Source organism: Gordonibacter massiliensis (ex Traore et al. 2017) (genome assembly GCF_019731765.1).
Lineage (GTDB): Bacteria > Actinomycetota > Coriobacteriia > Coriobacteriales > Eggerthellaceae > Gordonibacter > Gordonibacter massiliensis.
In genome coordinates this window covers 1-12698 of record NZ_JAASIO010000017.1, presented here as the reverse complement: position 1 = coordinate 12698, position 12698 = coordinate 1, and the positions used below count along the sequence as shown (strand labels likewise).

Here is a 12698-nt window from a genome sequence, read left to right as displayed (position 1 = left end):
TCCTCCGCCTTCGACTAGTCCTCGAGCATCCGGTCGACGATGCCGTCGAGGTGCAGCTGCATGGTGTCGAAGGCGGGAACGGGAAGCTCGGCGTGCGCGTACATCAGGGGAAGCTCGGTGCAGCCCAACACGACGCCTTGGGCGTCCTCGTCGTCAACGAGTCGTTCGATCACGCGATCGACGAAGGCTTTCGACTCGTCCTTCACCACGCCGAATTCCAGCTCGTGGGCGATGATGCCGTCGACGGCTTTTCGTTCGCCGGCGTCGGGCGCGATCGCGTCGATGCCGTGCGCGGCGAACACGGTCTTGAAGTAAGGCTGCTCCATCGTGAAACCCGTGCCCAGAAGGGCTACGCGCCGCAGCCCTTGTTTTGCGATTTCGCGGCAGGTGGGTTCGAGGATGCTCAGCATGGGGACGTGCGCCCGCTTCTGCAGCCGATCGAACACGACATGGGGCACATTCGCCGTCAGGACGATGAAGTCCGTCCGCGCCGCTTCCAGGTTGCGCACGGCTTCCATCAGATAGGCTTCCAGCCGATCGAAGTCCCCGCTTCGACAATAGCCCAACATCTCGTACATGTTCACGGTGTCGATGGCGAGTTCGGGAAAGGCCCCTTCGGGGTGGCGCTTCTGGTAGCGGGATGCTATCTCGCGGTAGTAGAGCACCGTCGACTCAGGGCCGGTGCCGCCGACCATGCCGAGTTTCGCCATGCGGCCTCCTCGCGTTCGTTGCGACAGGTAGATGCGAGCGGGCCGATAAGCCGGGTTCTGTCGTTGGACGACCATTTATCTCGAACGTGCGTCGCCGCACGCCTCAAGCACGCAACCCGAACGTACGGCGGGCCACCGTGTCGCGTTCCTATTTGCGCTTGCTCCGGATGGGGTTTTCCAAGCCGCGCCGTTGCCGACGCGCTGGTGCGCTCTTACCGCACCGTTTCAGCTTTTCTCCCAGACGAGCCGGGGGAGTTTTCTTTTCTGTGGCACTTTCCGTCGGGTCGCCCCGCCCAGCCGTTAGCTGGCATCCTGCCCTGCGGAGCCCGGACTTTCCTCACACCGAGGTGCGCGATCGTCTGGCCCGCTCGCATATGGTATTCTAGCAAACCGAACGCAGCGCGCGCCCGCGAAACGCGAAGCAGCGCGAAAAACCGGAACGGCCCGCATGCGGCTGGTTGGACGGGCAGGCTGCCGCAGGCGCGAAACGCGACGGCGGTTGCAACCGAAACCCGCATCTGCGGGAAGGCAAGGAGCACCATGAACGAAGAACTCACCATACGCTTCGCTGAGCGCGAGGATGCGGCCGACCTGCTGAGGTTGACGAAGGCGCTGGCAGCCGATATGGGCCGGGAGGGCGAAGTGGCCGCCACGGCCGAGGATATCGAGCGGGGCATGTTCGACAAGGGGGCGGGCGAGGCTCTGGTCGCCGTGCATCCGGACCGCGGCGTGGTGGGGTGCGCTGTTTTCTGCCGTACGTTCTCCACCTGGAAGGGCGCCTGCGGCGTGTATTTGGAAGACCTGTTCGTGGAGGAGGCGTACCGGGGCGGCGGCACGGGCCGCGCGCTCATGGCTCGGCTGGCCGCGCTTTGCGAGGAGCGGGGCTACGAGCGCCTCTCGTGGCACTGCCGCGACACGAACGAGGGGGGCCTCGCGTTCTACGAACGCCTCGGCGCGGCGCGGGTGGACCCCTTGGTCCTCCATCGGCTAGAGGGCGAAGCGCTCTCCGCGCTCGCCGCGCAGGCGCCGGCGGATGCGGGCGGATCGAGGGCCGGTGTGGTCGCGGCCGCCGACGGAGCGGAAGGGGCGAGGTAGATGGCGACGTGCGCGCTCGTGGGGGCATCGCCCGAATTCAACGCCGAGGATTTCAAGGCCCGCTACGACGCGGGCATGTTCGAGTTCGTGATCGCCGTCGACGCCGGCTTCGCCTACTTGGAGGAGCTCGACGTGAAGCCCGACATGGCGGTGGGCGACTTCGACTCGCTCGGCTACCAGCCGAAATGCCGGCGCGTGTCGCGCTTTCCCGTGAAGAAGGACAAAAGCGACATGGAGCTGGCGCTGGAAAAGGCGGTGGCCTGGGACTACGACGATTTGGTGGTGTACGCCGCCCTGGGCGGGCGGCTCGACCACACCGTCGCGAACCTCCAGCTGTTCGCCAAGTTCTCCGAGCAGGACTACTATGTGACCGCCGTGGGAGTCGATAGCGCGCTGCGCCTGCTCACAGGCCCCGACGTGCTCGATCTGCCCGTTATGGAGTCGGGCACCGTGTCGGTGTTCTCGGCCAACGATCGCGCGCGCGGCGTGATAGAGACGGGCATGTTGTACTCCCTCGACGACGAGGACCTCTCCAACCGCACGTCCCGCGGCGTCTCCAACGAGCTCATCGGCCGTCCGGCGCGCATCGCGGTGGAAGAGGGCACGCTGTACGTCTTTTATCCTTTGCCCTGACGGGCAAAGGATAGGCTCGACGCTGCGAAGGGCCGTGGCACCGAATCTCGCGGCGCTGACGGAAGCTCGCGTACCGAAGTACGCTTCGCTTCCGCCATCCCCACGATCTTCGGCACCACGGCCCTTCTCGCTGACTTACTAGCGCCAACCTGGACGGCTGTTTTCGCGCTGGCGCGCGAAGCGCGGGCCGCTTCGCTTCCGCGCGGTCTGATCCAGCGCGCTGTTGCTTTGGTCGCGATGCAGGCGTTTTCAAGCTTCCATGTGCGAACATCCTGCTTGGCAGGTAGATCCCGTAGGGGCGCTCTCCAGAGCGCCCGTTCGCGCGCCAGCGCGAAAACGCGACCTCCCTGCTCCTCCCTCGGCTTTGCCGCCCGCGCTCCTCAACGCCAGACGCGCGCCGTCCCGGGGTGCTCCTCCAGGTACAACTCCAGCAATTCCCGTAGCTCCTCCGCGTAGTCCTCGCGCGCGTCGTCGTGCTCCAGCTCCTCGACCAGCTCGAACGAGAACCCTTCGCGTCCGTGCTCGTTCCAGAGCGCCTGCAGGCGCTTGTTGGGGTGGCTGCCGCCGTCGAAGCGCGCGATCAGGCCGTTCTCGGTCGCGTGCAGGTCGTTCGTGGCTATGAGGAAGCTCTCGCCGGTCGCTCGGCAGCGCATCTCCATCACGCCCATGAGGGGCTTGCGCTCGCTGTACTCCTGCTTGAGCTGCTTTTTCCGTTGCGGGTCCATGGCTCGTCCTTGCCGTCGCGTCCGTTTTCCTCCATTGTCGGCGATTCCGTTTCCGCGCGCAATCGACGGTTCGTAGAGCGCGCTGGCGGATTCGGCCCGCTCGTCGCAGGGCGGGGCGGTATAATCGCCCGATACGGCACCGCATGCGTGCCGCGCCGCCCATCCGGGCGGTCCACATACCGGGGAGCTTGCAGCCGCGTCGCGACCGGGCAGGCTGAGAGGAAGCGCCGATCACGCTTCGACCCGAGGAACCTGACATGGGTAATGCCAACGAAGGGAGTTCCATGACGCAGATCAGCGCCGCGCCGCAAGGCCAACCTGAACCCGTCACGCAAATCGACTGCGCACGCGCCGGCATCGTCACGCCGGCCATGCGCGCCGTCGCGAACAAGGAGGGCCGCGACCCCGAGTCCGTGCGCGAGGGGGTGGCCGCCGGGCGCATCGCCATTCCCGCGAACGTCCACCACGAAAGTCTCTCGCCCGAGGGCGTGGGCGGAGGACTGAGCACGAAGGTCAACGTGAACCTGGGGATATCGGGCGACCTCGCCGACGAGGCCGAGGAGTGGAAGAAGGTGGACGTGGCGCTCGAGCTGGCCGCGCACGCTATCATGGACCTGTCGAACAGCGGCAAGACGCGGGCCTTCCGCACGCGCCTTATCGAGAAATCGCCGGTCATGATCGGCACCGTGCCCATGTACGACGCCATCGGCTATTTGGAGAAGGCCCTGGTGGACATCACGGCGGAGGACTTCCTCGACGTCGTGCGCGCGCACGCCGAGGACGGCGTGGACTTCGTCACCATCCACGCCGGCATGAACCGGCGCACCATCGAGTCGTTCCGCGAGACGGGCCGCCTCACGAACATCGTGAGCCGCGGCGGCTCGCTTCTGTTCGCGTGGATGGAGGCCACCGGCAACGAGAACCCGTTCTACGAGTTCTACGACGACGTGCTGGCCATCCTGCACGAGCACGACGTCACCATCAGCATCGGCGACGCCATGCGCCCCGGCTCCACCTACGACGCCTCCGACGCGGGGCAGATCGCCGAGCTCATCGAGATCGGCAAGCTCACGCGCCGCGCGTGGGACGCGGGCGTGCAGGTGATGGTGGAGGGTCCCGGCCACATGGCGCTCGACGAGATCGCCGCCAACATGAAGCTGGAGAAGCGCTTGTGCCACGACGCGCCGTTCTATGTGCTGGGGCCGCTCGTCACCGACATCGCGCCGGGCTACGACCACATCACGGCCGCCATTGGCGGGGCGATCGCGGCGTCGTCGGGCGCTGACTTCCTGTGCTACGTCACGCCGGCCGAGCACCTGCGCCTGCCCGACGCCGACGATGTGCGCGAGGGCCTCGTGGCCACGCTCATCGCGGCGCACGCGGCCGACATCGCCAAGGGCGTGCCCGGTGCGCGCGACCGCGACAACCGCATGAGCGACGCGCGGCGCCGCGTGGACTGGGAGGGCATGTTCGCCGAGGCGCTCGATCCTGTCAAAGCTCGCCGCTACTTCGACAGCGCCCCGCCGTCGAACGACGGCACGTGCACCATGTGCGGCAAGATGTGCGCCATGCGCACCGTCAATCGCATCATGGACGGGTTGACGGTGGACCTCAACCTGCAGTAAACCTGTCCGGCGGCGAGCGCGGGGGCGTCCAGTCGCTCGGCAGTCCTGGCTCGCACAAACGCCCCGCAGGGGGCGTTTGGCTCGTGCGGAACTCGCTTGGTGGACGCCCCCGCGCCCGCCGCCTGCGTTATTCCGGTTGAGAAGAGCTCAACCGGGGAGTGATGTGCTTGGTCGGGCTTGGTGAGAGGAAGGGCGGCCGTCTGCGGGAATGCGGCGGTTGCGTTGCTTGGGCGTGCTTTTGGCGGTTGGGGGCGGTTTCCGGTATGATCGACGGGACAGTCGGATGCCGGGGTCTGCAAAGGGCCTCGGGCTACGGTGAAGGAGACACGATGCTTGGAGACGAACTGAACAAGAACGCGTTCGAGCTGGCCGACCTCGACAAGGGGCGTTGCGCCTTGCTCGTCATCGACGTCTTGGGCGATCCGACCGCGCTGCCGTCGCCCCTGCGCGAGGCCATGCTCCCCGTGGTGGAGAACGCGGCGCGCCTGTGCGATGCGGCGCGCGGCGCGGGCGTGCCGGTGGTGTTCACGAACGACGCCCACATTCTGGGGCTCGATCGCGAGCTCGAGCTGTGGGGCGAGCACGGTTTGGCGGGCACGCCGCAGGCCCAGCCGTCACCGCAGCTCAAGTGCGGCGAGGGCGACTACGTGGTGGACAAGCGCCGCTACAGCGGCTTCTTCCAAACGGGCCTGCGCCTGCTGCTCGACGAGCTGGGCGTCGACACCCTGTTGTGCATCGGGATGGACACGAACATCTGCGTGCGCCACACGGTGGCCGACGCGTACTTCAACAACTTCCGCATCGTGGTGGCGGGCGATGCCACGCTCACGTTCCTCGTGGGCGATCAGGACGAGGGCCTCGCCTACATGGAGACGTGCTATGCCGCGAAAGTCGTGCCAACGCGCGAAGCCGTCGCGTTTTTGGAGGGGTAGCCATGGAGGCTGTGCTGAGCATCGCGGGCTCGGATTCCAGCGGCGGCGCGGGCATCCAGGCCGACATCAAGACCATCGCCGCGCATCGTCTGTTCGCCGAAACCGCCGTCACGGCCCTCACGGCGCAGAACACCACGGGCGTGTTCGGCGTGCTCGACGTCGACCCGGCGTTCGTGACGGCGCAGATCGACGCCGTGTTCGACGACATCCGCCCCGCAGCGGTGAAGGTGGGTATGGTGTCGTCGGCGGCCATCATCGAGGCGGTGGCCGACGCGCTCGAAAGGCACGAGGCGCGCAACGTCGTGGTCGATCCCGTCATGGTGGCCACGAGCGGGGCGCGGCTCATCGACGAGGACGCGGTCGAGGCGCTCGTGCGGCGCCTGCTGCCGCTCGCGGACGTGGCCACGCCGAACATGCCCGAGGCCGAGGTGCTCTGCGGGTTCGCGGTCGAGGACGACGCCTCGATGGAGCGCGCGGCGCGGCGGCTGGCCGTCCAGGTGCGCGGCGCGGCGCTCGTGAAGGGCGGCCACGGCACCGAGCGGGCCGACGACGTGCTCGCGGCGGACGCCGAGGCGTCGGCGCTCTGGCTGCGCGCCCCGCGCATCGACACGCGGAACACGCACGGCACGGGCTGCTCGCTCTCCTCGGCCATCGCCTGCGGTCTCGCGCGCGGCTGGTCGGTGGAGCAGGCCGTGCGCAGCGCCAAGGACTACGTGCGCGGCGCCCTGGCCTCGGGATTGGACCTGGGGAAGGGCAGCGGGCCCTTAGATCACATGTGGGAATACTAGGTTCCGTCGACCTGTCGGCCGCCGGAACCCCTCGACGCTGCGGCCGTCCGTGGCACCCGACCTCGCGGCGATGCCGGAGGCTCGCGTACCGAAGTACGCTTCGCCCCCGCCATCCCCACGATCTCGGGCACCACAGCCGCCCTCGCTGGCTTACTAGCGCCAACCTGGGCGGCAGTTTTCGCGCTTGCGCGCGAAGCGCGGTTCGCTCCGCTTCCGCGCGGCCGACCTGCGCGTTCGTTATGCGGCCTGCGGCCGCATGGCAAGCGGCGTTTCGCTCGCCTGCCTCTCAACCTGCTCGAGCCCTACCGCTCGAACACGCACCGTCCGCCCGTGAAGGTGGCCAGCACGCGTGTCTTCTGGATGTCCTCGGGCGCGCACGCCAGCAGGTCGCGGTCGAGCACGGTCACGTCGGCCAACATGCCCGCCTCCAGCGTGCCCAGCTCGCGCCGCCTTCCGGCCGCGGCCGCGCTGCCCTGCGTGTAGGCGCGCAGGGCCTCCGCCATCCCGATACGCTCCTTTGGCAGCCAGCCGCCGGCCGGCTCGTGCGTCGCGGGGTCCTGCCGGGTCACGGCACTGTACAGCACGTCCATCGAGTTCACGCCCACCACGGGCGAGTCGGTGCCGAAGGCCAGCACGGCGTTGTGGTCGAGCAGGGTGCGGAAGGGCCACATGAACGGCACGCGCTCGGGCCCCAGGTCGCGCTCGGGGCCGCCGGGGTCGAGCGTCATGTGCGGCGGCTGCACGGCCGCCACCACCTGCAGCGCGCTCAGGCGCTCCAGATCCTCCGGCAGGAAGTTCTCCAGGTGCTCCAAGCAGTTGCGCCGCCCCTCGGGCAGCGCCCCGTAGGTCGCGCGGGCCTCCTCGAAGATGTCGAGCGCGGCGTGGATGGCCGCGTCGCCGATGGTGTGGATGCGCACGGGGTAGCCCTTCGCGGCCGCCGCCAGCACGAGGGAGCGCATGGCCTCCGGATCCACCGTGGGCCGCCCGCAGTCGCCCGCCGCGCGGGCGTTCGCGTAGGGCTCGGTCACCCAGGCCGTGTGCTGGCTCGACACGCCGTCGAAGAACTGCTTGAACCCGGGCGCCTGCAAAAGCGGCCCGGTGTAGCGCTCCCGCATGCCCTCGAACCTGCCCATGTCCTCCAGCAGGGTGGGGAACAGGTGCACGCGCGCCGTCAGCTCGCCGGACGCGAGCAGCGCCGCGTGCACGTCGTCGCGGATGAAGTCGAGTCCGGGATGGGCCATGAGCGACAGGTCGCACACGCTCGTCACGCCGTTCTCGGCCAGCTGCGCCAGAAAACCCCGGTACGCGCTCGTCACCTCGGCGTCCGTGAAAGCCCCCATGATCTTCGGCATGAGCTCCATGGCGGCCGCCTCGCGCACGATGCCCGTGAGCTCGCCGTGCTCGTCGCGGTCGTAGGAGCCGCCGGCGGGCGGCACGCTGTCGCGGGCAAGCCCCAATTCGCGCAGGGCGCACGAGTTCAGCCACAGCGTGTGCGCGTCGCCCGAGTACAGCGCCACGGGACGCTCGGGGAACGCCTCGTCGAGCGAGCGCTTCGACGGCAGCAGGGGAGGGTCCCAGCGGTACTCGCGCCACCCCTGCGCCAGCAGCCAGCCGTCCGCGCGGCCGGCGGCGAACGCGCGCATGCGCGCCACGCAGTCCGTTTCGCTCTCGCCCAGGAACATGGCGGCCAAGGGGGAGGAGTACACCGCCGAGTGGAAGAAGTGCAGGTGCGAGTCGTGGAAGCCCGGCACCACGAGCGCGTCGCCGAAGTCGCGCACTTCGGGCGCCGCACTGCCGTCGCGGGCCTCGCGCGCCAGCGCCCGCACGTCGTCGCGCGGCCCGACGGCCGCGATCCGGTCGCCGGAGACGGCCACGGCGCCGGGGCCCGCCGTCCCGCCCGTTCCCGTGAACACGCGCTCGCTTTCGATGATCAGGTCGATATGCATGGATACGCTCCTTTTCCCTCGGCCCGCCTTCGCCGGACGGGCGAGAAGCCCGTCCGGCCGCCTGTGCGCCCGGCTCCCGTTCCGCGCTCGAGCCCGCTCGGCTACGGCAGTTCGAAGCGGTACTCGTCGCCGCAGATGGTCTGCTTCAGCTTACCTTCGCAGACCAGGTATATCAGATGGGCCATCGTCTCGCCCATCGAGAAGAACTTCTGGTCGAGCGGCCATTCGCGCCAGTTGTCGTAGCGCCATTTCGCGTGGGACGAGATGGACACGATGTCGTCGTGCCCTTGGGCCACCAGGTCGTAGATCTCCTGCAAACGGTCCTCGTGGTGCCCGATGAGCTGCATGACGCGCCCGCGCAGGTCGCCGAACATGGCGCCGTGAGCGGGCAGCACGCGCGCGACGTCCAGGTCGCGCACCTTGCCCAAACTCGCCAGGAACTCCTCGAGCGCGTTGTAGGCGGGAAACCACGAGGCGATGGACGGCGTGATGCGCTCCAGCACGTGGTCGCCCGCGATCAGCGCCTTGAGGGAGGGCTCGTACAGGCAGATGTGCCACGGGTCGTGCCCCGGCGTCTCCAGCACCTCGAACGCGTAGGGGCCGGCGCGGTGCACGTCGCCCTCGCGCAAGAACGTCACGGCCGGCTGGTTCTTCAGCGGCAGCAGCTCGGCGGACACGTGCAGGGTGGGCTTGCCCTTCTCGAAGCACAGGCCGCTTTGATGCGGCGTGGCCGCCTTCAGCAGCAGGGGATCGAACACGTGCGCCTCCATGTCCTGCAGGTTCTCCACCTCTTGGAACGAGTGGAGGTTCGCGAGCACGGCCATGCCGTCGCGGTAGATGCGGTCGAGGTTGCCCGTGTGGTCGGGGTGCGAGTGCGTCAGCACGATCTCCACGCCGTCCCAGGTGCGACCGAGCGCGGCAAGCGCCCGGTCGAGCGCCTCCTCGCAGGCGGGGTGGTTGAAGCCCACGTCGACGATCGTGGTGCGGTCGTCGGAGAGCACCAGGTAGGAGTTGAGCGCCTTCAGGGGGTTGTGCGGCAGCGGGACGCGCACCAGGTACAGGTCGGGGAACAGCTCCACCGGCACGCCGAAGGGGGCCGCCAGGCACGCCCGGGTCGTCGTCGCGTCGATGCCGGGAAGCGCTTCTTCGGCCGCCCCTCCCATCTCTTCGACCACGTCGTCGAAAAATCCCGTGCCCGCGGCTGCTTCGGTGCCGTTCGCGTTCGTTCGATCCATGCGGCCTCCGTCTCTTCGGGGTGAAATAGCAAAAAGGCCGGGGCATCAGCCCCGGCCTGCAAGTTCTTGGTAGCTCCGACCGGATTCGAACCGGCGACCTCCGCCTTGAGAGGGCGGCGTCCTAAACCGCTAGACGACGGAGCCACATCGTGCGCTGTGCAGTATACCGTAAAAATGGCTGGGGTGGAAGGAGTCGAACCCTCACATACGGTACCAGAAACCGCTGTCCTGCCATTAGACGACACCCCATCGGCTTACCGATGCACATCCCGGGGTGTTGACCGCGAGACGCAAGCGCGAGTGCATATATTACGGGGAGCGTTGCCCTTCGTCAAGACCCCAAAGCACACTTTTTTGGAAAATCTCGAAGTCGCGATCCTGCGCGGCGTTCGCGCACCGCGCGGTACAGGTTGAGGGCGGCGCCGCGAAGCGGCGAGCCGAAGGCCGCAGTCGAAGGATCTCTGCAACCGAGGACGATCCTCGCCCGAGCCCCGCCTAGTCGAGTCCGTCCAAGAACCTCACGTTCACGTGCATGGCGTCGCAGAAAGGCTTGTTGCGCGACGCGCCGCAGCGGCAGAGCGCGTAGCGGTTCCTCATCTCGTAGGCGGTGCCGTCCGCCCCGACGAGCGGAACGCCCCCGCGCACGAACAGCGGCCCGCTCACGTCTTTCTCGGGGTCTTCCAGCAGCGAGATCGCGGGGTTGTGCGGCGGTTCGCGAACCGTGCCGTCGTCGGTGTCGTAGTGCACCAGGCGTCCCGCCGGGCAGTCCGACGACGCCTTGACGGCCTCGCGCTCCAGCCGCTCGTCGCCCGAGAGCTCGGTGAGGGTCCACACGTCGCCGTCCTCGCGATGGCAGAACCGGGCGAAGGCGCACCGGTTGTCGTCGAGCAGCGTGACGCCCTCGCCGGGATACACGTCGGCGCGCTCCTCGAACGGCGCGCGGCTGGCCGTCTCGGCGCCCGAGAACCCTGCGGCCGCATGGGAGCCGTCGCAGAACGGAGGCGTCGTCGTGCGCCCGCAGCGGCAGAGCGCGTACGTTTGCGCAGCGGGGAACGCGCGGCGCACGCGGTACTCGTAGTGCCCGTCGACCGGCGTGATGACCTCTTCCAGCAGCGGCACGGAGCCCTTCACCACGTAGGGGCCGTCCTCCGTCACGGTGATGCTCATCGACGGTGCGGCGTCGGGGTTCGGCTGGGGGCTCGTTTCCGGCTGCGCCTCGCGGCTCGTCTCGCGCTGGGTGCGTTCCTGGGTCATCGTTGCCATGGCGCCTCGCTTCCTTCTCGGGCTTGCGGATTTCTCCAGAAGTATAGGGAAAGAGCGCCCCGGTTCGGCGCCTTCGCGAGCGGTCGTTGCGCGCGGGAAGGCAAGCTGTCAGGCAATCTACACGTTTTCAGCGCAATCCGCGGCCAGCCCAGCGCGCCACGCGTCCAGGAACGCGAGCAGGGCGCCGCGCTCGTTCGGCACGCGCTCGTCGATCACGGCGTCGAGCGCCGCCGCGAGCGCCGCGCCCACGTCCGGCCCTTGCGGGATCCCCGCCGCCATGGCGTCGCGCCCGTCGACGCCCAGCTTCTTCAGGGTGAACGCCTCGTCCGCTTCCAGCACGCCGTCGAGCACCGCGTCCAGCTCGTCGGCCAACGCCACCCGTCCCGCGCACTGCGGCGCCTGGGCGAGCGCGTCGCCGCGCTTCAGGTCGCAGAGCGCGCGGAACAGCTCCACGTCGCCGCCGAGGCGGGCAAGCGCCCGCTTCACCGATTTCGAGGTCGGCTCGACGACGTCGTCGTGATACCTCACGAGCGTCAGCACCCGCCCGACGAAGGCCGGCGAGAGCGCGAGCCTTCCCATGGCGCATTGGGCGAGCCGCACGCTGATCTTCGCGTGGCCGTAGAAGTGCCCCGTGCCCTCGGGGTCTTGGAAGAACGCGGCCGGCTTGCCCGTGTCGTGGAAGAGCGCGGCCCAGCGCACGAGCGGGTAGGGCGGCGTGCCCTGCACGACGCGCGCCGTGTGCTCGAGCACGTCGTATATATGGTACGGCGTGCGCTGCTCGAACCCCTTGCACGCCACCAGCTCCGGCAGCACCGCCGCCAGCACGTCGACCGTTCCCATGAGCGCCTCGCGCACGTGCTCGCCCAGCAGCAGGCACTCCAGCTCGTGCGTCACGCGCTCCGCCGAGATGCGCAGAAGCTGGTTCTTGTTCGCCATCATGCCGGCATAGGTGTCCGCGTCTATGCCGAACCCCAGTTGGGAGGCGAACCGGCACGCGCGCAGGATGCGCAGGGCGTCTTCGGAGAAGCGCTTGGCGGGGTCGCCCACGGCGCGTATCGTGCGCGCCTCCAGATCCGCCCTGCCCCCGTACGGGTCGAGGATCCCGCGTGCAGTGTGGTAGGCCAGCGCGTTCACGGTGAAGTCGCGGCGGGCCAGGTCCTCCTCGATGGTGCGCACGAACGAGACGGCTTCGGGGTGTCGCGCATCCGTGTAGGCGCCGTCGGCGCGGTAGGTGGTTATCTCCAGGGCCTCGCCTTCGTCGACGACGGTGAGCGTGCCGTGGGCCGTTCCCGTCTCGTGCGTGCGCCAGCCCGCTGCCTCGAAGGCGCGCTGCACGTCGCGCCACGGGGCGTCGGTCGCGATGTCCACGTCGGCGCATGGGCGCCCGAGCAGCGCGTCGCGCACGAACCCGCCCACGCACCATGCCTCGTAGCCGGCCTCCTCGAGCACGGAAAGGGCGCGCGCCGCATGCGGGGGCAGCGCTATCGCGTCGATCAGCTCGTCGCTTCGTTGCATGCGTCCCTCCATGCCGCCGCCTTTCCGCTGCGCCGTCCTTCCGTCGGGCGGACCCTGCCGTTTCCTTTTGCACTATATAGTATAGGGGAATCGGCTCCGGTTGGTTCCCCCGTGTCGGCGGGGTAGGGGTTTCGTTGCGCGATCGAAGGCCGACCCGACCCGACCCGACCCGACCCGACCCGACCCGACCCGACCCGACCCGACCCGACCCGACCCGACCCGACCCGACCC

At 68.7% G+C, this 12698-nt stretch carries 11 protein-coding genes, 2 tRNA genes, 1 other RNA gene and 1 riboswitch; of the genes, 5 read left to right on the top strand and 9 right to left on the bottom strand.

The window, feature by feature from the left end:
* Positions 1–14: 14 nt before the first annotated feature.
* Positions 15–710 carry an aspartate/glutamate racemase family protein gene (locus HCH03_RS14905; RefSeq protein WP_221690124.1) on the bottom strand — a complete coding sequence of 232 codons (696 nt, stop codon included), beginning with the start codon at positions 708–710 and terminating at the stop codon, positions 15–17.
* A 30-nt stretch (positions 711–740) separates the two neighbouring features.
* An RNA gene (gene rnpB / locus HCH03_RS14900) (RNase P RNA component class A) lies at positions 741–1081 on the bottom strand.
* A 169-nt stretch (positions 1082–1250) separates the two neighbouring features.
* Here rnpB and HCH03_RS14895 point away from each other — a divergent pair.
* Both HCH03_RS14895 and HCH03_RS14890 read left to right on the top strand, forming a co-directional pair.
* Positions 1251–1805, top strand: coding sequence for a GNAT family N-acetyltransferase (locus tag HCH03_RS14895; protein ID WP_080145088.1), 555 nt, complete (start codon positions 1251–1253; stop codon positions 1803–1805).
* Positions 1806–2438: a thiamine diphosphokinase gene (locus HCH03_RS14890; RefSeq protein ID WP_221690123.1), complete on the top strand. Its 633-nt coding sequence runs from the start codon at positions 1806–1808 to the stop codon at positions 2436–2438. It begins immediately after the preceding gene.
* A gap of 380 nt (positions 2439–2818) precedes the next feature.
* On the opposite strand, the gene HCH03_RS14885 is transcribed toward HCH03_RS14890, so the two are convergent.
* Positions 2819–3163, bottom strand: coding sequence for a GIY-YIG nuclease family protein (locus HCH03_RS14885; RefSeq protein ID WP_221690122.1), 345 nt, complete (start codon positions 3161–3163; stop codon positions 2819–2821).
* 170 nt (positions 3164–3333) lie between these two features.
* Positions 3334–3459: riboswitch (TPP riboswitch) on the top strand.
* Between HCH03_RS14885 and thiC the strand changes: the two genes are divergently transcribed.
* From thiC to thiD, 3 genes are all read left to right on the top strand, one after another.
* Positions 3448–4788 (top strand): phosphomethylpyrimidine synthase ThiC, encoded by a 1341-nt coding sequence (thiC, locus tag HCH03_RS14880; protein ID WP_221690121.1) that lies wholly within the window; start codon positions 3448–3450, stop codon positions 4786–4788. Its footprint overlaps the riboswitch before it by 12 nt.
* Before the next feature lie 329 nt (positions 4789–5117).
* Entirely contained in the window at positions 5118–5720 is a 603-nt protein-coding gene (locus HCH03_RS14875; RefSeq protein WP_221690120.1) for a cysteine hydrolase family protein, read from the top strand.
* A 2-nt stretch (positions 5721–5722) separates the two neighbouring features.
* Positions 5723–6508, top strand: coding sequence for a bifunctional hydroxymethylpyrimidine kinase/phosphomethylpyrimidine kinase (gene thiD, locus HCH03_RS14870; RefSeq protein WP_221690119.1), 786 nt, complete (start codon positions 5723–5725; stop codon positions 6506–6508).
* 302 nt (positions 6509–6810) lie between these two features.
* On the opposite strand, the gene HCH03_RS14865 is transcribed toward thiD, so the two are convergent.
* The 6 genes from HCH03_RS14865 to HCH03_RS14840 form a co-directional block, all read right to left on the bottom strand.
* Complete coding sequence (locus HCH03_RS14865; protein ID WP_221690118.1) at positions 6811–8454, bottom strand: amidohydrolase; 1644 nt, start codon at positions 8452–8454, stop codon at positions 6811–6813.
* 101 nt (positions 8455–8555) lie between these two features.
* On the bottom strand, positions 8556–9689 hold the full coding sequence (locus HCH03_RS14860; protein WP_246600068.1) for an MBL fold metallo-hydrolase: 1134 nt from the start codon (positions 9687–9689) through the stop codon (positions 8556–8558).
* 67 nt (positions 9690–9756) lie between these two features.
* Positions 9757–9833: transfer RNA gene (locus tag HCH03_RS14855), tRNA-Glu, on the bottom strand.
* Between the two features lie 31 nt (positions 9834–9864).
* Positions 9865–9938: transfer RNA gene (locus tag HCH03_RS14850), tRNA-Gln, on the bottom strand.
* Positions 9939–10184: 246 nt separating this feature from the next.
* Positions 10185–10952, bottom strand: coding sequence for a CDGSH iron-sulfur domain-containing protein (locus tag HCH03_RS14845; RefSeq protein WP_221690117.1), 768 nt, complete (start codon positions 10950–10952; stop codon positions 10185–10187).
* Between the two features lie 117 nt (positions 10953–11069).
* Positions 11070–12479, bottom strand: a complete 1410-nt coding sequence (locus HCH03_RS14840; RefSeq protein ID WP_246600067.1) for a CCA tRNA nucleotidyltransferase — start codon at positions 12477–12479, stop codon at positions 11070–11072.
* Positions 12480–12698 lie beyond the last annotated feature (219 nt).